We start from the raw sequence: 17,177 nt of genomic DNA, 5'->3' as shown, positions 1-17,177 counted from the left end.
ACCGCGTGCCACTAAGAAGCTAAGGTTTTTCTGATTTCGCGCAGGAGCGCGATGTTGTCCGAGTGGCCCGTCATGCGCGCCGTGATCGCGCCGCGAATGGGTCTGCCAAGTAGAAAGAAATCTCCGAGGATATCGAGAATCTTGTGGCGCGCCAGCTCATCGGGGAAACGCAACTGCGTGTTGACGATCTTTTCGTCGTCGATCAAAATAAAATTGCTCAAGCGTCCGCCGTTGGCGAGCCCCATGGTCTGCAGCATGGCGATGTCCTTAAGAAAGCCAAAGGTGCGCGCCGGAGCGATCTCTTTTTTGAATGAGGCCGCGCCGCGGTGCCGGTAGAGATACTCTTGCTGCCCCACCGGTTTCGGATACTTCAAGACGTAGCGCACTGAAAAATCTTCCGCCGGTTCGATGGCGATCGCTTCGCCGCCCTGGGTCTCGACAGCATAGCGCCGGTCGATTTTGATTTCGCCGCACTCTTCGTCTTGTTCTTCGACACCGGCCTCTTCGATCAGGCGGCAAAACTCGATGGCGGAGCCGTCCAAGATCGGCACCTCACTTTGTACTTTCACCAGCAGATTCGTAATGCCATGGCCGTGCAGCGCGGCGAGAAAATGCTCCACCGTCGCCACCGAAAAACCGCCGTTGCGCAGCGAGGTGGCAAAACCGGTGGAGACGACGTTATCCAGGTGCGCGCGCACGGTTTCATCCGCCGACAAGCCGGTAAAAACAATCCCGCTGTTGGCCGGCAGCGGATGCAGCACAAGGCCGGTTTTTACTCCCGAGTGGAGCCCCTGTCCGGAAGTCACCACGCTCTTCCTGAGCGTCTTCTGCTTGAGCACGGCGGTGGCGCGCGCTTCGCTCGCTTTGCTGCGTTTTTTGGTTTTGGTCTGGCTTTGCGCGAGCTCGCCTACGTCATCGCTGGGGAGCTCACCCAGCGCGCGCCGCACGGTTAACAGTAGCCCATCGATGGACAGCGGCTTCTCGATAAAATCAAACGCGCCGTGCTTGGTCGCCGTCACCGCCGTATGAATATTACCGTGGCCGGAGATCATAACCACGTTGAGCTGCGGTTTCTTGTGTTTGATCTCTTTCAGCAACTCGATGCCGTCGGTCTGCGCCATCCAGATATCGAGCAAGACCAGCCCTGGCTTGTCGCGGTCGATCATCTGCAAAACCGCGCCGCAATCGCCAGTGTCCAAGACGCGATAGCCTTCATCACTTAAGACTTCGCGCACCGACTCCCGGACCGCCGGTTCGTCGTCGACGACAAGTATAGTCTTTTCGGCAACCGCTACGCTCACCCGCGCCTCCCTCAACTGTTAAGAACTGTCCGCGCTCGCTGCGCTTCTTGCACTTGCGCAGCCGGCAGCTCGATCACGAACTTGGTCCCTCTGGGCTCATTGGCCACAACGCGAATGCGTCCATGATGATCGTCCACTATAGCATTTACGATCGACAAACCCAGACCAGTACCGTTCTTCTTGGTCGAAAAGTAGGGCTCGAACATCTGCGCCCGGACATGGGCGGGCAACCCCGCGCCGTTATCAGCAATGGTGAGGCGCACACAGCCTTGGGCAGCGTCGTGCTGCGAGGTCAAAATAATCTGCCCGTCACTGTGGTTCTCGGATTGCACGGCAGCCACCGCATTATCCAAGAGATTGACCAAGGCCCGTTTCATTTGCACGCGATCGAGATTGACATCCGGCAGCGTCCCTGAGTTGAACTGAAAATCGATCTCATCATGCCCCTCCTGATACAAGAAGAGCGCATCGCGGACGATTTCGTTCAAGTCGTTGGCGCTAATTTGCGCCGTCGGCAGACGGTTGAACTGCGAGAAGGAATTGACCAGGTTTTTCAGTTCTTCTACCTGGGCGATGATGGTCGACGTGCACTTGTCAAGGATCGCGCCATCGCCCTGCAACAACGGCGCGTAGCGTTTGCGCAGGCGCTCCGCCGATAATTGAATCGGGGTCAGCGGATTCTTGATTTCATGGGCCAAACGCTGCGCAACCTCGCGCCAGGCTTCCATGCGCTGCACTTTCTGAATCTGGGTGATGTCCTCGAGAAACAGCAGCACACCGAGAGGCTTGCCATCCTCATCGCACAGCGCCGCTGCGATAACGACCAAAGTCACCGGCGGGTCCGCCTGCGGCAGCTGGATCTGCCGGTCCAGCGTCTCCTGCCCTTGGGCGTTGTCGACCAGCTCACGCATGGCCGCGAGAAATTCCGCTTGAAACACTTCTTGATATTTTTTCCCGAGCGCGCCGGCGGCGCTTATATTCAGCATTTTCGCCGCGGCTTTGTTCCACGTCGTGATCGTCCCCGAAGGATCGATCGAGACAACCCCCGCGGCAATATTGGCAAGCAGCATCTCGACCAGTTTGCCATGGCGCTCAATTTCAATCCTACTGCGCTTCAAATCGGCGGTCATCGAGTTAAACGAATTGACCAACACGCCGACTTCGTCATCGCCGGCGGCTTCGATCTTATAATCTAAGTTGCCCTGGGCCACTTGATGCGTGCCATCGGCAAGTTTCTGTATCGGCACGGTAATGCCGCGCGCCAAGTAGAGCCCAAACCAGAGCGCCACCAAAATCACCACCAGCGTCACCAGCAAGAGTGTGCCAACGTAGGTGTACTTGAGGGGCCCCTCCATCACCTCCTGCCGTTTGAATTGTCCGTAGGATTCCGAGATCAGCTTGGATTGCTTCCTTAGACTCTTGTCGACGTAGTAGTCGACCACCAGCGCGCCGGCGATTTGCTCTTGGGAATTGCGCAGCGGCGCGGCCGCGCGAATCACTTCGCCTTCACCGAATTCTTGGGTCGTCACCGACTCCTGGCCGCGCAGCGCTTGCTTGAGAAACTCACCGTTGGCTTCGATGGGCGCCACCTTGTAGGCTTCCGGGTCGACCGATACGGCGAGGATTTGCCTTTCAGGGGAAATCACCTGGAGCGCCCCCAAACGGTATTCGCGCTGCTTGGCCTGCACGTAGCTTCTCAAGCCATCGCTCCGCCCCGCATCCACCAAGCGTTGTTGTGAAATCTGCTGGCCCAGCTGCTTGGCGAAACCGATGGCGTTGTCCGCCGCGCTTTGGTAGTAGGTTTCTTGAATTCCCGCCGCGCCTTTAACCGCGGCGCCGATCTGCGGATCGAACCACCGATCGAAGGCGCGCGTGACAAATCCTCCGGCAACGAAAAACAAAAGCAGGTTGGAACCCAAGGACAAGCCCACCATCGCCAGGACCAATTGCCACTGCAGCCGGGACCGGCGCGCACCACGCTTGCTTTCCCAAAATACTTTGACCAAATTGCGCACCACCAGAAAGGCCAGCAAGCCGAACAGGATGATATTGAGATTGATCAAGAGAAAAAAGCTGATGTTGCTGAGCAGCGAGCTCTCTGTGGCCGCATCCGGAGGCTGCACTTCGATGAAAGCAAACACCAGAATCATCACCACGGTCACGGCGATGACAATGCCCTCGCGCCGGCGGCGCTTGAGGTCTTCGAGCCGCAGAGTCTCTTCAATCGGCAGGCTGGTCGCAGGGGCGTTCATGGGTCAAAAAAACTCTATCGTCGCAGGAAATAAAGGACAAGCGAAACTAGGACGCTGATGACAATGCAAGTGGTCAACGGGAAATAGAAATTAAAGCCGTCGCGCTCGATCTTGATATCGCCCGGGAGATTGCCGAGCCAGGGGAACTTGCCCGCCAAAGAAACCAACACGCCGACAGCCACCAGAGCCAGACCCACAACGATCAGAGTGCGACCGATACCGCCCATAGGTATCTCGCTAGAACAGGCTTCCTTGATTGTTTTTCGGCGCGGCCACAGCCTGCTTGCGGCCGAAGTGATCGAAGGCGAGCGCCGTCGCCACACGCCCGCGCGGCGTGCGCTGCAAAAAGCCGGCTTGGATCAAGAACGGTTCATAGACATCTTCGATGGTGTCCTTCTCCTCGCCGATGGCAGCCGCCAACGTATCGACGCCCACTGGGCCGCCGGCAAACTTGTCGATGACGGTGAGTAGCAGTAGCGTATCCATCTTGTCCAGGCCGAGGCGATCCACTTCGAGCATTTTTAGCGCCGCTTCGGTCAAGCTTTTCGTAATCGCGCCGTCGCCTTTGACTTGGACGTAGTCGCGCACCCGGCGCAACAGCCGATTGGCGATGCGCGGCGTGCCGCGCGAGCGCAGCGCGATTTCGCGGATGCCATCATCGTCGCCTTTGACGCCGAGGATCGACGCCGAGCGTTTGAGAATCCGCGACAGCGCCGCTTCGTCATAGAAGTCCAAACGAAAAATATGGCCAAAGCGATCGCGCAGCGGCGAGGTCAGCAAGCCCGAGCGCGTGGTCGCGCCGACCAACGTAAAGCGTTTCAGCTCCAGCTTAATCGAGCGCGCCGCCGGCCCCTGGCCGATCATGATGTCGATCTGGCAATCTTCCATCGCCGGATAAAGCACCTCTTCGATGACCGGATTCATGCGATGAATTTCATCAATGAAAAGAATGTCGCCATCGTCGAGGTTGGTCAGCAGCGCCGCCAAATCGCCCGGCCGCTCGACCACCGGCCCCGAGGTCGCTTTGATATTGACGCCCATCTCGCGCGCGATGATGTAAGCCAGCGAGGTCTTGCCCAAACCGGGCGGGCCGTGAAACAGCACATGGTCCAAGACATCGCTGCGCGCCCGCGCCGCGGCGATGGCGACCTTGAGATTTTCCTTGACGCTGTCCTGGCCGATGTACTCGTCGAAACCGCGCGGCCGCAGGCTGACATCGAAGCTGAACTCTTCGTCGCTCCGGCTACCGTCGACCATCGTGTTGCGTGTTGTTGTCATGGCCGGTTTACAGACTCATGTTGCGCAACGATTCTTTGAGCACGTCTGCCAACGCAGCAGAACCGTTCTTTAACACCTCACGAACGTTCTTTTCTGCGTCGACCTTACGATAGCCCAAATTGACCAGCGCCGAAACCGCGTCAATAAACAGCTCCGAACCGGCATCGTCCGTGTGGGTCGCCGAGGCCTGTGCCAAAAAGTTCACGAACTTGTCTTTCAGCTCGACGATCATCCGCTCGGCAAGTTTCTTGCCGACGCCTGGAATCGCAACCAGCCGCAGCTGATCGCCATCGCGCAGTGCCCGCGCCAGATCTTGCGCCGGAATGCCCGAGAGAATATTCAGCGCGAGCTTGGGCCCGATGCCGCCGACGCCGTTGAGCAAGAGAAACACTTGCTTTTCTTGCCAGTCGTGAAAGCCGAATAGTTGAATGGCATCTTCGCGCACATGCGTGTGAATCTGCAAATACAGCGACGAGCCGACCTCCGGCAAACGGTAGAAGACGTTGAGCGGGATGAAGACTTGATAGCCAACGCCGGCAACGTCGATGACGACCTCGCCGGGCATCTTGGCTGCTAGGGTGCCGCGTATTTGGGCGATCACAGGATAGCGACCTACTGAGGAGTCTCGTTAGTGCCGAAATTCAAGAATGCTTCGACAAGCGCAGCATGAACGGATTCGAGAAACGAGTCCAACTTCCGTTCGGCCTGAGCCTGTCGAAGGACTCTGACGGGATAACGCGACATCGCTATTTTTGCGCCGCCGGCCGATAGTCGCGCCAACGGACCACTTTCACTCGACCGCCGGCGGCTTGCGCCAAGCGCGATTGGAAAGCCTGCCGGTGCGCGTGGCAGATCGCCGCGGCGACGGCATCGGCGGCGTCGGCGCGCAGCTCGCCATTCAAGCACAAGAGCGCCGTCACCATCTTCTGCATCTGCGGTTTGGTCGCATGGCCGTAGCCGACCACGGCGATTTTGATTTCGTTGGCCGAATACTCGCTGACCGCGATCGCTCTTTCGGCCGCCGCTAGTAGCGCGACGCCGCGCGCCTGGCCAAGCTTGAGTGCGCTTTGCGCGTTGCGCGCAAAGAAAACTTTTTCCAGACTCATCACGTTCGGCGAGTAGCGCCGCATGACGTCTTGAATGCCATGGAAGATTCGCCCCAACCGCTGGGCTTGATTCTGCACCGCCGCGGTCGCAATCGTGCCATGGGCGACATGGCTCAACTGGTTGCCGCTCACGTCGACCACACCCCAGCCAGTGGTGAGCGACCCCGGATCGATGCCCAGGATGCGCTCGCTCGGAGTATTTGCTGCGAGTCGTTTCGCCGGCAAGTGTTTCAGCTCGCTTTTTCTAATAACTCGGTAGGAATGTTGAAGTTGGAGGAGACGTTCTGCACGTCGTCGTGATCCTCCAGCTCCTCTGTCAGCTTCAAAATCTGCTCGACGTTTTTTGCATCCACGTCGACGGTATTTTTGGGGACTAAGGTTACCTGGGCGCTGGCGACGGCGATTTTTTCTTGATCGAGTTTCTCTTTGACGGTGTTGAAGTCCTCCGGCAGCGTGATCACTTCAAACACATCTTCTTCATCGCGGACGTCTTCGGCGCCGGCGTCGAGCACAATGGTCATTAACCGGTCTTCATCGATTTGCGATTTCTCGACTGTGATCAAACCTTTTTTGTCGAACATCCAAGAAACCGAGCCGGTCTCCCCCATGTTGCCGCCATGTTTGGAAAACAACCGGCGGATCTCCGACACCGTGCGATTCTTATTGTCGGTCAACACCTGGGCGATGATCGCGGTGCCGCCCGGGCCGTAGCCTTCATACTGAATCTCTTCGTAGCTCACACCCTCAAGCTCGCCCGTGCCCTTCTTGATCGCCCGCTCGATGTTATCGCTCGGCATGCTGGCCGCGCGCGCGGTAGTCACCGCCGTGCGCAGGCGCGGGTTGGCGTTGATATCGCCGCCGCCCATGCGCGCCGCGACGGTAATTTCCTTGATCAGCTTGGTGAAAATCTTACCGCGCTTGGCATCCTTGGCGGCCTTCTTGTGCTTGATCGTACTCCACTTAGAGTGACCTGACATAACTGTTACTCCCCGCTTAATTTGAGTTTGAAGCTACCATAAACCAGCGGGGGCGTAAACGGTGCAAAGCGCAGTTCTAAAATATAATGCCATTATATTGAACTTGTGAGCGATTTCTGTAACATCGGGCGATGTTGAAAACCAAAAGCTTTCCCCTCATCGGATCGATGTCTTTGCGAGTTTTTTTGTTCGGTGCCTTCACGTTAACGTTAGCGGCTTGTTCGGTGCCGCAATCGCGCGTACCCGCGCCGGCATCACCTGCACCATCGGTCCCACCGGTAGCGGCACCGACGCCCCCCACCAGTCGTGCAACTCAGACAGGCATCGCTTCCTGGTACGGCCCGGGTTTTCACGGCAAGCCGACGGCCATGGGGAACATCTACGACCAAAACGAAATCACCGCCGCGCACCAAACGCTGCCGCTAGGCACCAAGATCATGGTAACCAACTTAGATAACAACCGGTCGCTGGAAATGCCGGTCACCGACCGCGGCCCATTCGCCAAAGGAAGAATCCTCGACCTCTCCTACGCCTCCGCGCAGTCCCTCGGCGCCGTCGGTCCCGGGACCATTCCAGTGCGCATCGAAGTCCTCGACGGCCCCATTCCGGTGAGCACCATCCGAGCCACCCTCGACTACACTTTACAGTTGGGCTCCTTCAGCCAACTACAAAACGCCCACGAGTTGCGCGACCGCGCCAAATCCCACGGCGAGGTCTACGTCGTTCCAATCCAAACCAAGGCAACCACCTACTACCGCGTGCGCCTGGGAACCTTCACCGACAGAGGCGCCGCCGAAGAAAAAGCCAAGCAAGTAGCCCAGGCAGGCTTCCCGGTTGTGATTATGGAGAAGTAACGGGCGTTGAGGTGAGGGATTTGTCTCTGCTGTTTAACGTGAGTGGAAGAAATGGCTGAAGCGCGGCTTCACCCAGGTTGCTCTGGGCCGAAACGAAAGGATAACGCTCAGGATTGCGCATCATTTGTCAGCAGCTTAAGCATTGTCCCTGCCGCATCCTGCGCATCATAGGGGGACCCGACAGAATATTCAGTGTCAGCCCTAAACAAACCCATTTTCTCCCGAGCCAAGTCAGAAACCAACACCTGCAACACGTGGAACTCTTCAGCCCGATCGAGAGCGTGCAAAGTTTTCAGCAATTCTTCAGTAACCAGCAGAATGACAAGGACCGATTTGGCGCATCAGTCACGGATGACTTGGCTAATTATCGCTCAACAGCAAATACCGCGCCGCTTCTACTTTCACCCGGCCTTCGCGCACCAACTTTTCCAAGTGCGCCTGCACGGAGAACTCGGCGACGCGTTTGAGTGCCGCCGAGATGTCGACATAAATCGCTTCGGTGATATCGCCGATGGTGTTGCGGCCGCTGCGCATGGCGTTGATGACCTGCTGCTCACGCTCTAAGCGGTGCTTGATATATTCGCGCACTTTGGCTTCTGGCTTGCCAACCAAAGGGCCATGGCCGGGAAGAATTAACGTCATTTCAAAACCGAGCAAACGCTCCAGCGTTTTCATGTAATCACTCATGTTGCCGTCGGGCGGATGAATGACGGCCGTCCCATAGCCGAGAATATTATCGCCGCTGAAAAGAACTTTGTCGCTGTTTTCGTAAAAGCAGCAATGCCCCGACTCGTGGCCCGGCGTGTGCAGCACTTTAAGTTCGCCGCCGCCGAAGGTCAGCACATCGTTGTCGTCGTAAACAAAATCTTCACCACCAAGGTAGCCTTTGCGCGAGCGGTGAATGCCCAATTTCGCGCCGCAGCGTTTGCGCAGCGCCAGCGCGCCGCCGCAGTGGTCGCTGTGAATGTGTGTCAGCAGAATCTTTTCGATCTTCTTGATGCCCATGGCTTCGGCTTGCTCGATGATGCCGTCCATGTTCGAGTCGGCGCTGAGCGCCACGTCAATTACCAGGCCGCTCTCTTTGCCGACGACGTACTGATTGGTCCCCTGGAGCGTCATCAAACCAGGATTGTTAGCCGTAAACTTTCCGATGAAACCGGGCGTGTCCATGGTGGTCCTTTCGGCGGCCCAGGATTGTTGGCCTAAAAACAAAAGCGCCAGCGACGATTTGCCGAGGGTCGCTAGCGCTTGTCGTCGAGTGATCAATGGAATTATGAATTCAGAATTATGAAAGCGGAAACCGGCATTCGGTCAATTCATAATTCCGCTTTCATAATTCATACTTATGCAAGTAGCTGCCGCAATACGTACTCCAGAATGCCGCCGTGCCGGTAGTAATCCAGCTCTGCCGGTGTATCGATACGGCAGATAACTTTAAACTCGGTGCTCTTGCCATCGTCGGCCGTCGCTTTCACCGTCAGCTCCTGGCGCAGTTTCAAATCGGGGCCGATGCCGGGGATATCGAACTTCTCAAAGCCGGTAAGGCCATGAGTCTGTAAGTTCTCCCCCGGCTTGAACACCAACGGCACGATGCCCATGCCGATCAGGTTACTGCGATGAATGCGCTCGTAGCTCTCGGCAATAGCCGCCTTGATGCCCAGGAGCCGCGGCCCTTTGGCGGCCCAGTCGCGCGACGAGCCGGAGCCGTACTCTTTGCCGGCGATGACGATTAAAAACGTGCCTTCTTTTTGATACTGCATCGCCGCATCGTAGATCGACATTTGCTTGTTGTCCGGCAGGTGGACCGTCACCCCGCCTTCGGTGCCGGGAGCCAACATGTTTTTCAAACGAATGTTGGCAAAAGTCCCGCGCATCATCACTTCGTGGTTGCCGCGCCGCGCGCCGTATTGATTGTAGTCCTTCGGCAGCACGTCGTTGCCGGTCAAATAGCGCGCTGCGGGGCCGTTCTTTTCGATGGAGCCCGCCGGTGAGATATGATCGGTCGTCACGGAATCGCCGAGCAGCGCCAAGGCCCGCGCACCGCCGATCGGTTTAATCGGCGCCGGGGTTTTGCCCATGCCTTCGAAATACGGCGCTTCACGCACATAGGTCGACTGCATGTCCCACTTGAACAGCTCGCCTTGCGGCACCGGCATACCCTTCCAGCGCGCGTCACCCTCGGTGGCCTGGCTGTATTCTTTTTTGAACATCTCCTGGCGCACCGACTTGGTCATGACGGCGTCTACTTCTTCCGGCGTCGGCCAGATGTCTTTCAAATAGACCGGCTTGCCGGCCGTATCGTTGCCGAGCGGATCGTTGTAGAGATCGACGTCCATGCTGCCGGCCAACGCGTAGGCGACCACCAGCGGCGGCGAAGCTAAATAGTTGGCACGCACATTGGCGTGGATGCGCCCTTCGAAGTTTCTATTGCCTGACAAGACGGCAGCGGCGACCAGATCGCCCTCTTGAATACCATTGGCCACCGGATCGGGCAGCGGGCCGCTGTTGCCAATACAAGTCGTGCAGCCGTAACCGACGACGTGAAAACCGATTTTTTCTAAGTGCGGCAGCAAGCCGCTGTCTTTCAAATACTCAGTCACGACGCGAGATCCTGGCGCTAGGCTTGTCTTGACCCAAGGTTTTCTCGTCAAGCCTTTTTCGCCGGCTTTCTTCGCCAACAGGCCCGCGCCAATCAACACCGACGGATTCGAAGTATTGGTGCAGCTGGTGATCGCCGAGATGACCACCGAGCCATGTTTAAGATCGAACTTGTCGCCGTTTAACTGCACAGCAACTTTCTTGCTGGCATCTTTGGTTTTCATCAAGGACGGCAGCGCGTCAGCAAAAGATTTTTTGCTATCGGTGAGGGGAATCCGGTCCTGCGGCCGGCGCGGCCCTGAGATGCTCGGCACCACGCTGGCGAGATCCAATTCTAAAGTATCGCTGAACATTGGATCGGGCGACGAATCGGTGCGGAACATGCCCTGCTCTTTGGCATAGGTTTCGACGAGCTTGATCAAATCGGGATCGCGCCCAGTGAGCGTCATGTAGCGCAGCGTCTCGTCATCGATCGGGAAGTAACCAATCGTGGCGCCGTACTCCGGCCCCATGTTGCCGATGGTCGCGCGATCGGCCAGGCTCAAGCTCGACAGGCCGGACCCATAGAACTCGACGAACTTTTCCACGACACCTTTTTTGCGGAGCATCTGCACTACAGTCAGAACTAGATCGGTCGCCGTCGCCCCAGCGGGCAGCTTGCCATAGAGTTTGAAGCCAATCACTTCGGGGATCAGCATGATAATCGGCTGGCCGAGCAGCGCCGCTTCCGCTTCGATGCCACCCACGCCCCAACCGACTACACCCAAGCCATTGATCATCGGCGTGTGCGAGTCGGTGCCAACCACTGTATCGGGATAGGCGAAATGCGCGCCGTCCTTCTGGGCACGGAAAACCACCGGGGCCAGATACTCAAGATTGACTTGATGACAGATGCCGACGTCCGGCGGAATCAAACGAAAATTATCGAAGGCCATCTGCCCCCAGCGGAGAAATGCGTAGCGCTCGACGTTGCGCTCAAACTCGATTTCAGAGTTCTTATGAAACGCATCCGCCGAACCGAAGTAATCGACTTGAACGGAGTGATCGATCACTAGATCCACCGGCGCCAGTGGATTGATCTTTTTCGGATCGCCGCCGAGCCGCTTCATCGCCTCGCGCATGGCGGCGAGATCGACCACGGCGGGCACGCCGGTTAAATCCTGCATCAACACCCGCGCCGGCATGAAGGCGATTTCTTTTTCGGATTTTACTTTCGGGTTCCATTCGGCCAGCGCTTCGATATCGCCTTTGTTAACGTGATGGTTGTCCTCTTGGCGCAGCAAATTCTCAAGCAAAACTTTCAGTGATACGGGCAGCCTGGAAACGTTGGGGAAGCCGGCTTTCTCTAAAACATCGAGGCGAAAAATGTCGTAGCTCTCGCCGCCGACTTTCAGCGTTTGTCGGGTGCCGAAACTGTTTGCGTACTTCTGTGCCATGGGGCGCTCCTTACTTCGAGTAGAAATTCTAGCAGCCGGCTGAATGGAAGCGGATCATGCTTTGACTAGCTCACCATGAACGATTTCGCTCGAATTCTGTCCGTTCGTCCTGAGCCTGTCGAAGGACTCCGAAGGCTTTGGCACGCTGCCAGGTCGATTTCTTTTGTAGCTAGGGTAACCGCATAAAGCAACAGGGATTTCCCTTGACGGCGGCTTCACGCTTCGACTACTGTTCGGCCTCATCGTTCCCACGCAGAGAATACCATGAGCAAAGAAAACACTTTTGACCGAAGGGAATTCATCGGCGCCGACGATCCACGACTGGTCGCACAACATCATCGATGGCAAATACGCCGATGCCGACCTGCGCGCGCTGCGCGACTGCGGCATGCGCGCGCGCTTCCTACGGCTACAGCCGAAACTTGCAGCAGAGACCGAAAGAGACCGCTGATTTCAACGCCATTGCCAGGGTCAAACGGGAATCGATGGGCGCGTCCAATGACGGCATGCTCACCATGGGCTTCGCTTCGCGCGGCGCCGGCCACACGCCGCCTGAGGCTTCTACAGCACTTCGGAAAAAGAGCGCGGGATAATCGCCGCAACCAATCACACGTGAGCTGCGCCCCGCTCACCGCCTCGCGGCTAGCTTCCGGACTGCCCTACGTCGGCGATCTGCTCAAGCGCGGGGTCCAGTGCAGTCTCTCCGTCGATACCACCACCGTGGGCGGCAAAACAAGCCGGGATCGAGATTCACGATCCCGGCTCATCAAGATAGCTGGGTAAGATTAGCAATGAAATCGCTATTCGCCCCAGCGACCGTAATCCCAGCGGTCGTAGCCGCGGCCCCAGCGGTCTGAGTTATTGCCATGACCCCACCAACCATGGTTGCCGTAGCGGCGGTCGTTGTCATAGCGGTCGTACGGTCGCTCGTGGCGCAATGACCAGAAACCCTCGCTGATTTCACGCCTGCCCTGCTCGATCTCCGCCCTGCCCTGGCGCAGCTCGGCGCGTTTCCTATCGATCTCGGCTTGGCTGGCGCCATGGCGGTAGAGCCGCCGCAAATCCTGCCGGTCCCGCTGATACTCTTGCAAATCGCGGTGCAGCTCTGCGCGGTCGCGCTGGATTTCAGCCCAGATTGAGTTGTGCGAGCGAGCGGCGCGGCGATCGAGATCGCGCTGCCGGCTGCGCCAATCGGCATCCGCCGAGTTGGGTTGACCAATGGCCACCAAAGACAAGACGCTCAGCGCTAAAATTCCAATTTTGGTTACTTTCTTCATGGGAACCTCCTTGCAGACTTAGACGGGCCATCCCCTCCGACGTTAACGCGCACAAGGAAGGCGATTTCCGAGTAGCTATAGCCAAGTTCGAAACCTTGGGGTAGATTGAGGTGCCTCGCAGTGGAATCAATCTACAGAAGCAAGGGGTGCGGTAGATGGCCAATAACCCAGCCTACGATCCGATCGATCCACGTTATTACGACGCCAAGGATTTGCGCGGCGAAGTCGAGCGGATTTTCAATTTGTGCGCCGATTGCCGGCTCTGTGTGAAATTCTGCGGCAGCTTTCCCAAACTATTTGACGCCATCGACGATTACTGCACCGAAGGCAAGTACGCCGAGGTCAACACCAAGAAACTCAAGAACGAAGACGTCAAACAAATCGTCGACCTCTGTTTTCAATGCAAGCTCTGCTACATCAAATGCCCCTATACGCCGGGCGATCATGAATGGGCCATCGATTTTCCCCGGCTCATGGCGCGCGGCAAAGCGCAAGAAGTGAAAAAGAACGGCGTGCCGCTGGTCGACAAACTGCTCGGCAACCCAGACCTCGTCGGCAAACTCGGCACCATGACCGCGCCGATCGCCAACTGGGCCAATGAGAACGGGCTCAACCGCCAACTAATGGCAAGCACCATTGGAATTCACAAAGACAAGAAGCTGCCGCCTTTTGCGTCAAAGACGCTAGCCGCGCAATTCGCCGCAAAAAAGCCTCAAGTAAAGGGCGAACCCGCGGGCAAAGTGGCGTTCTTCTCGACCTGCTACGTGAACTACAATCAACCGGAGATCGGTATCGATACACTGGAAGTGCTGGGCCACAACAACGTCGATGTTGAATTCGCCTACGAGCGCTGCTGCGGCATGCCCCATTGGCATAACGGCGATATGGAGAGCGCGAAGGAAGCAGCGAAGCAAAATGTCGCCAGCCTGCTCCGCCATGTGCAGGACGGCCGCACTGTCATTGCGACCAATCCGACCTGCTCGCAGATGATCCGGGTGGAATATCCGCGCTTGCTCAGCAGCGCCGATGCCAAAACCGTAGCAGCCAAAACCACCGATCCGATGGACTTCCTCGTCCGGCTCGAGAGCGTCGGGAAGCTAAAGAAAGACTTTAAGACCGGTGCCGGCAACATCAGCTACCATATCCCCTGTCACTTGCGCGCGCAGAATGTCGGTTACAAGACTCGGGAGGTACTTTCTCTGCTCCCGGATACGAAGGTCAAAGTGGTGGAGGAATGCTCAGGTCACGACGGCACCTGGGCGATGAAAAAGGAAAACTTCGAGAGTTCGATGAAGTGGGGCAATCGCGCTTTTCAACAGATGTCCGAAGGCCAGCCGAAAACCACCTGCTCTGACTGTCCCCTGGCAGCGATTCAGATCGAGCAAGGCACCGGCAAGCGACCGCTCAACCCGATTCAAATTATTGCGAAAAGCTATCGGGGGGAACCGATCGGTTAAAAAAGACGCTGTTCCAGCCGTTCAAACAGTTCAAGCCGTTCCGGCCGCTTTCCGGAGGTTTCGAGGTCGGAACGCGGCGCGACTATCGCGCCGCTGATCAGCCGGCGATCCGCACGCAGCTACAATGAGCGCGTTCTCCCCCGCAAACGGCGGCCACCGCGTCCCTATAAGCAAGCCAACGCTCCAGCACATCGTTCATTGTCCGCACCACGGCACCGCGCCGCAGCGGGGTAACGTGATCGAGAATCGCCCGCCAGGCGGCAGTCCGGTGCCCGCCCTCCACTTGGCGATGCGCCTTGGTCAACGCCAAACTTTCGACAGGTAAGCCGTAGTGTTTGACGAGCGGGTGCTCTTGCAACGGCGCAGGAACGTGAGAGGCATCGGGATCGAGGGCGCGGCGCTCGTCTTTGGTTCCTTCAACGAAAATCGTCACGATTGCCGCGGCCACGTCCCAGCCGTAATGCTGGATCGCCTGGTCGAGCAAATCCCGATAAGCCTTGGCTTCCGGCAAAAGCGTTATCGAGCGAAAGCGGTTCAAGTCCATGCCCAAACCGCGGGGATATTCCAAGAACAAATCGGGATGCGGCCGCCCCGCAGTCAGTCGGCCCGTGGCTTCTTCATAGAGGTTTTCCGCCAGAGTCTGGCGCACCTCGGGAATTGGGCAGCGCACGTAGGCCCAGCCCACCATGACCGGAAAATCGCGCACGTAGGTGGCGTACTCCTGCTCGAAATGAAAATGGAGCCGGTCCTTGGCCACGAGCCCGGCAGTAAATGCCGGCCAGGCCCAGTGGTCCTTGCGTTCCATGACTTCGAGCAGCTGTTCGCGGAAAGTGTGCCGGTCCATAAGGCCCCTCTATTTAGTTAGATCATCGACCCTTCTGGTCGAGTCCATAGAGCAACCGTTATGCCAGCGATTGGAACAGGCAATAAGGCTGTAGGCAACAGGCAACCGTAAGACTCGGATTTATCGACGAACGAAATCGGGCACCGAGCAACAGCAGCGCCAGCGCTATCAACCTACTCTCGCCTACCGGTTTTTGACCATTGCCTATTGCCCAATGCCTGTTGCCTATCCAGCGACCTTCGTGCGCATGGTGACAAACTCTTCCGCGGCGGTGGGATGAATTCCGACGGTAGCGTCGAACTGGGCTTTGGTGGCGCCGCAATTGAGGGCGACGGCTAGCCCCTGGATGATTTCCCCGGCGTCGGGGCCGACCATGTGACAGCCCAGCACTTTGTCCGAGTCGTGGTCGACCACAAGCTTCATCATGGTCCGCTCGTCGCGCCCGGTGAGGGTGTGGCGCAGCGGCCGGAAGCTGGTGCGGTAGATATCGACGTTATGCTTTCGCTCGCGTGCCTGTCCTTCGGTCAAACCGACCGTGCCGCAGTTGGGCGTGCTGAAAACCGCCGTAGCAACATTAATGTAGCTCGGCTGGGTCGGTTTGTTGTTGAATAACGTGTTAGCCAGCGCCATGCCCTCGGCGATCGCCACCGGGGTTAGCATCATGCGATCGGTGCAGTCGCCGATGGCATAGATGCTATCGACGTTGGATTTGGAATAGTCATCGACAGCGATCGCGCCGCTGGCCTTGAGAGAGACCCCGGCTTTTTCCACGCCCAACTTGCTCGTCAGCGGCACGCGGCCGGTGGCGTAAAGGATCTGCTCGGCGTCAAGAGTGTTTCCATCGGTCAAAGTTGCTTTCAGGCCGTTAGCCCTCTTTTCAATCTTTGCGATGTCCACTTTGAAACGTAGATCGATGCCGCGCTTGGGCATTTCTTCAGCCAGGGTCTTACGGATATCGTCGTCGAACCCGCGTAGAAACAGATCGCCGCGGTACAGTTGAGTCGTCTGTGCGCCCAAGCCGTGAAATATTCCGGCGAACTCGACGCCGATGTAGCCGCCGCCGACAACAATCACGCGCTCCGGCAATTTGCTCAGGTAAAACGCTTCGTTGGAGCTAATGGCATGTTCGATACCGGGAATCTGTGGCAACATTGGCCAGCTTCCGACCGCGATAAGAATGTACCTAGCCGTGACTCTTTTGCTGTCCACCAAGACCGTATGGTCGTCGACAATCGTGGCGTGGCCTTCAAGGATTTCTACGCCAGCGTCGCCGAGCAATTTTTTGTAGATGCCGTTTAGCCGGCTGATCTCCTTATTCTTGTTGGCGATCAGCTTCGCCCAATCGAATTTTTTTTCTGGCACGGTCCAGCCGTAGCCGGCCATATCATCGAAATCTTCGCCGTAATGGGAAGCATAGACAAGGAGTTTCTTTGGAATGCAGCCAACGTTGACGCAGGTGCCGCCGAGATAGCGCTCCTCCGCAACGGCAACTTTAGCGCCGAACGATGCCGAGACGCGGCTGGCGCGCACGCCGCCCGAGCCGGCGCCGATAGTAAAAAGGTCGTAGTCGTATTGAGCCATCGGTTAATCCTTTGTTTTGATGCGCGGTAGCCCTAAAAAGTGAACAACCACCGCCTAAAAGGCGGTGGCATCGGATAACGGACTGAAAGTCCTGGTTCCGGCTAAGAGCCGGCTCAAAGTCTCCGCCCTCAGGGGCGTTTGTAGACGGCCTTAACCGTCTACTTTGAAGTCATCATCTCGATCATGAATCTGATTCGCTATATATTCTGCTATGAC

15 protein-coding genes are annotated in these 17,177 nt (G+C 57.4%); 2 read left to right on the top strand and 13 right to left on the bottom strand.

Annotated features, from left to right (window positions below; all coding sequences use genetic code 11):
- Nucleotides 1–11 precede the first annotated feature (11 nt).
- The 7 genes from lpxC to FJ145_19885 all read right to left on the bottom strand — a co-directional run bounded on the left by lpxC (nucleotide 12) and on the right by FJ145_19885 (nucleotide 6,914).
- Nucleotides 12–1,301 (bottom strand): UDP-3-O-[3-hydroxymyristoyl] N-acetylglucosamine deacetylase, encoded by a 1,290-nt coding sequence (gene lpxC, locus FJ145_19915; GenBank protein ID MBM4263678.1) that lies wholly within the window; start codon nucleotides 1,299–1,301, stop codon nucleotides 12–14.
- 11 nt (nucleotides 1,302–1,312) lie between these two features.
- On the bottom strand, nucleotides 1,313–3,553 hold the full coding sequence (locus FJ145_19910) for a HAMP domain-containing protein (protein ID MBM4263677.1): 2,241 nt from the start codon (nucleotides 3,551–3,553) through the stop codon (nucleotides 1,313–1,315).
- A gap of 14 nt (nucleotides 3,554–3,567) precedes the next feature.
- Entirely contained in the window at nucleotides 3,568–3,780 is a 213-nt protein-coding gene (locus tag FJ145_19905) for a DUF2905 domain-containing protein (protein MBM4263676.1), read from the bottom strand.
- A 10-nt stretch (nucleotides 3,781–3,790) separates the two neighbouring features.
- A complete protein-coding gene (gene ruvB, locus FJ145_19900; GenBank protein MBM4263675.1) occupies nucleotides 3,791–4,810 on the bottom strand; it encodes a Holliday junction branch migration DNA helicase RuvB in 1,020 nt (339 codons plus the stop codon).
- A 28-nt stretch (nucleotides 4,811–4,838) separates the two neighbouring features.
- On the bottom strand, nucleotides 4,839–5,432 hold the full coding sequence (gene ruvA, locus FJ145_19895; protein MBM4263674.1) for a Holliday junction branch migration protein RuvA: 594 nt from the start codon (nucleotides 5,430–5,432) through the stop codon (nucleotides 4,839–4,841).
- A 145-nt stretch (nucleotides 5,433–5,577) separates the two neighbouring features.
- On the bottom strand, nucleotides 5,578–6,162 hold the full coding sequence (gene ruvC / locus FJ145_19890) for a crossover junction endodeoxyribonuclease RuvC (GenBank protein MBM4263673.1): 585 nt from the start codon (nucleotides 6,160–6,162) through the stop codon (nucleotides 5,578–5,580).
- A 5-nt stretch (nucleotides 6,163–6,167) separates the two neighbouring features.
- On the bottom strand, nucleotides 6,168–6,914 hold the full coding sequence (locus FJ145_19885; GenBank protein MBM4263672.1) for a YebC/PmpR family DNA-binding transcriptional regulator: 747 nt from the start codon (nucleotides 6,912–6,914) through the stop codon (nucleotides 6,168–6,170).
- 131 nt (nucleotides 6,915–7,045) lie between these two features.
- On the opposite strand from FJ145_19885, the gene FJ145_19880 reads away from it, so the two are divergent.
- Nucleotides 7,046–7,768 carry a septal ring lytic transglycosylase RlpA family protein gene (locus tag FJ145_19880; GenBank protein MBM4263671.1) on the top strand — a complete coding sequence of 241 codons (723 nt, stop codon included), beginning with the start codon at nucleotides 7,046–7,048 and terminating at the stop codon, nucleotides 7,766–7,768.
- Nucleotides 7,769–7,875: 107 nt separating this feature from the next.
- Here the strand turns inward: FJ145_19880 and FJ145_19875 are convergent, their stop codons facing one another.
- The 4 genes from FJ145_19875 to FJ145_19860 all read right to left on the bottom strand — a co-directional run bounded on the left by FJ145_19875 (nucleotide 7,876) and on the right by FJ145_19860 (nucleotide 13,079).
- Nucleotides 7,876–8,082: a hypothetical protein gene (locus FJ145_19875; GenBank protein ID MBM4263670.1), complete on the bottom strand. Its 207-nt coding sequence runs from the start codon at nucleotides 8,080–8,082 to the stop codon at nucleotides 7,876–7,878.
- Nucleotides 8,083–8,128: 46 nt separating this feature from the next.
- The gene (locus FJ145_19870) at nucleotides 8,129–8,938 is read right to left on the bottom strand and encodes an MBL fold metallo-hydrolase (protein MBM4263669.1); all 810 of its coding nucleotides are present in this window, start codon (nucleotides 8,936–8,938) and stop codon (nucleotides 8,129–8,131) included.
- 173 nt (nucleotides 8,939–9,111) lie between these two features.
- Nucleotides 9,112–11,802 carry an aconitate hydratase AcnA gene (acnA, locus tag FJ145_19865; GenBank protein ID MBM4263668.1) on the bottom strand — a complete coding sequence of 897 codons (2,691 nt, stop codon included), beginning with the start codon at nucleotides 11,800–11,802 and terminating at the stop codon, nucleotides 9,112–9,114.
- A gap of 800 nt (nucleotides 11,803–12,602) precedes the next feature.
- Entirely contained in the window at nucleotides 12,603–13,079 is a 477-nt protein-coding gene (locus FJ145_19860; GenBank protein MBM4263667.1) for a hypothetical protein, read from the bottom strand.
- A gap of 155 nt (nucleotides 13,080–13,234) precedes the next feature.
- Here FJ145_19860 and FJ145_19855 point away from each other — a divergent pair, with 155 nt between their 5' ends.
- Nucleotides 13,235–14,536 (top strand): anaerobic glycerol-3-phosphate dehydrogenase subunit C, encoded by a 1,302-nt coding sequence (locus FJ145_19855; protein MBM4263666.1) that lies wholly within the window; start codon nucleotides 13,235–13,237, stop codon nucleotides 14,534–14,536.
- Between the two features lie 97 nt (nucleotides 14,537–14,633).
- Here FJ145_19855 and FJ145_19850 read toward each other — a convergent pair whose 3' ends face one another.
- Nucleotides 14,634–15,380, bottom strand: a complete 747-nt coding sequence (locus FJ145_19850; GenBank protein MBM4263665.1) for an iron-containing redox enzyme family protein — start codon at nucleotides 15,378–15,380, stop codon at nucleotides 14,634–14,636.
- A 225-nt stretch (nucleotides 15,381–15,605) separates the two neighbouring features.
- The gene (gene gor / locus FJ145_19845; GenBank protein MBM4263664.1) at nucleotides 15,606–16,961 is read right to left on the bottom strand and encodes a glutathione-disulfide reductase; all 1,356 of its coding nucleotides are present in this window, start codon (nucleotides 16,959–16,961) and stop codon (nucleotides 15,606–15,608) included.
- Nucleotides 16,962–17,177: the final 216 nt, after the last annotated feature.

Source organism: Deltaproteobacteria bacterium, from assembly GCA_016874755.1.
Lineage (GTDB): Bacteria > Desulfobacterota > Binatia > UBA9968 > UBA9968 > DP-20.
This window is presented reverse-complemented; position numbering and strand designations above follow the sequence as displayed.

Bases quoted from the DNA above. Each gene is read 5' to 3' on its own strand.
- acnA (MBM4263668.1), bottom strand. From the start codon at position 11,802: ATGGCACAGAAGTACGCAAACAGTTTCGGCACCCGACAAACGCTGAAA.
- FJ145_19850 (MBM4263665.1), bottom strand. From the start codon at position 15,380: ATGGACCGGCACACTTTCCGCGAACAGCTGCTCGAAGTCATGGAACGC.
- FJ145_19905 (MBM4263676.1), bottom strand. From the start codon at position 3,780: ATGGGCGGTATCGGTCGCACTCTGATCGTTGTGGGTCTGGCTCTGGTG.
- FJ145_19885 (MBM4263672.1), bottom strand. From the start codon at position 6,914: ATGTCAGGTCACTCTAAGTGGAGTACGATCAAGCACAAGAAGGCCGCC.
- FJ145_19880 (MBM4263671.1), top strand. From the start codon at position 7,046: ATGTTGAAAACCAAAAGCTTTCCCCTCATCGGATCGATGTCTTTGCGA.
- FJ145_19910 (MBM4263677.1), bottom strand. From the start codon at position 3,553: ATGAACGCCCCTGCGACCAGCCTGCCGATTGAAGAGACTCTGCGGCTC.
- ruvB (MBM4263675.1), bottom strand. From the start codon at position 4,810: ATGGTCGACGGTAGCCGGAGCGACGAAGAGTTCAGCTTCGATGTCAGC.
- FJ145_19855 (MBM4263666.1), top strand. From the start codon at position 13,235: ATGGCCAATAACCCAGCCTACGATCCGATCGATCCACGTTATTACGAC.
- gor (MBM4263664.1), bottom strand. From the start codon at position 16,961: ATGGCTCAATACGACTACGACCTTTTTACTATCGGCGCCGGCTCGGGC.
- FJ145_19860 (MBM4263667.1), bottom strand. From the start codon at position 13,079: ATGAAGAAAGTAACCAAAATTGGAATTTTAGCGCTGAGCGTCTTGTCT.
- FJ145_19870 (MBM4263669.1), bottom strand. From the start codon at position 8,938: ATGGACACGCCCGGTTTCATCGGAAAGTTTACGGCTAACAATCCTGGT.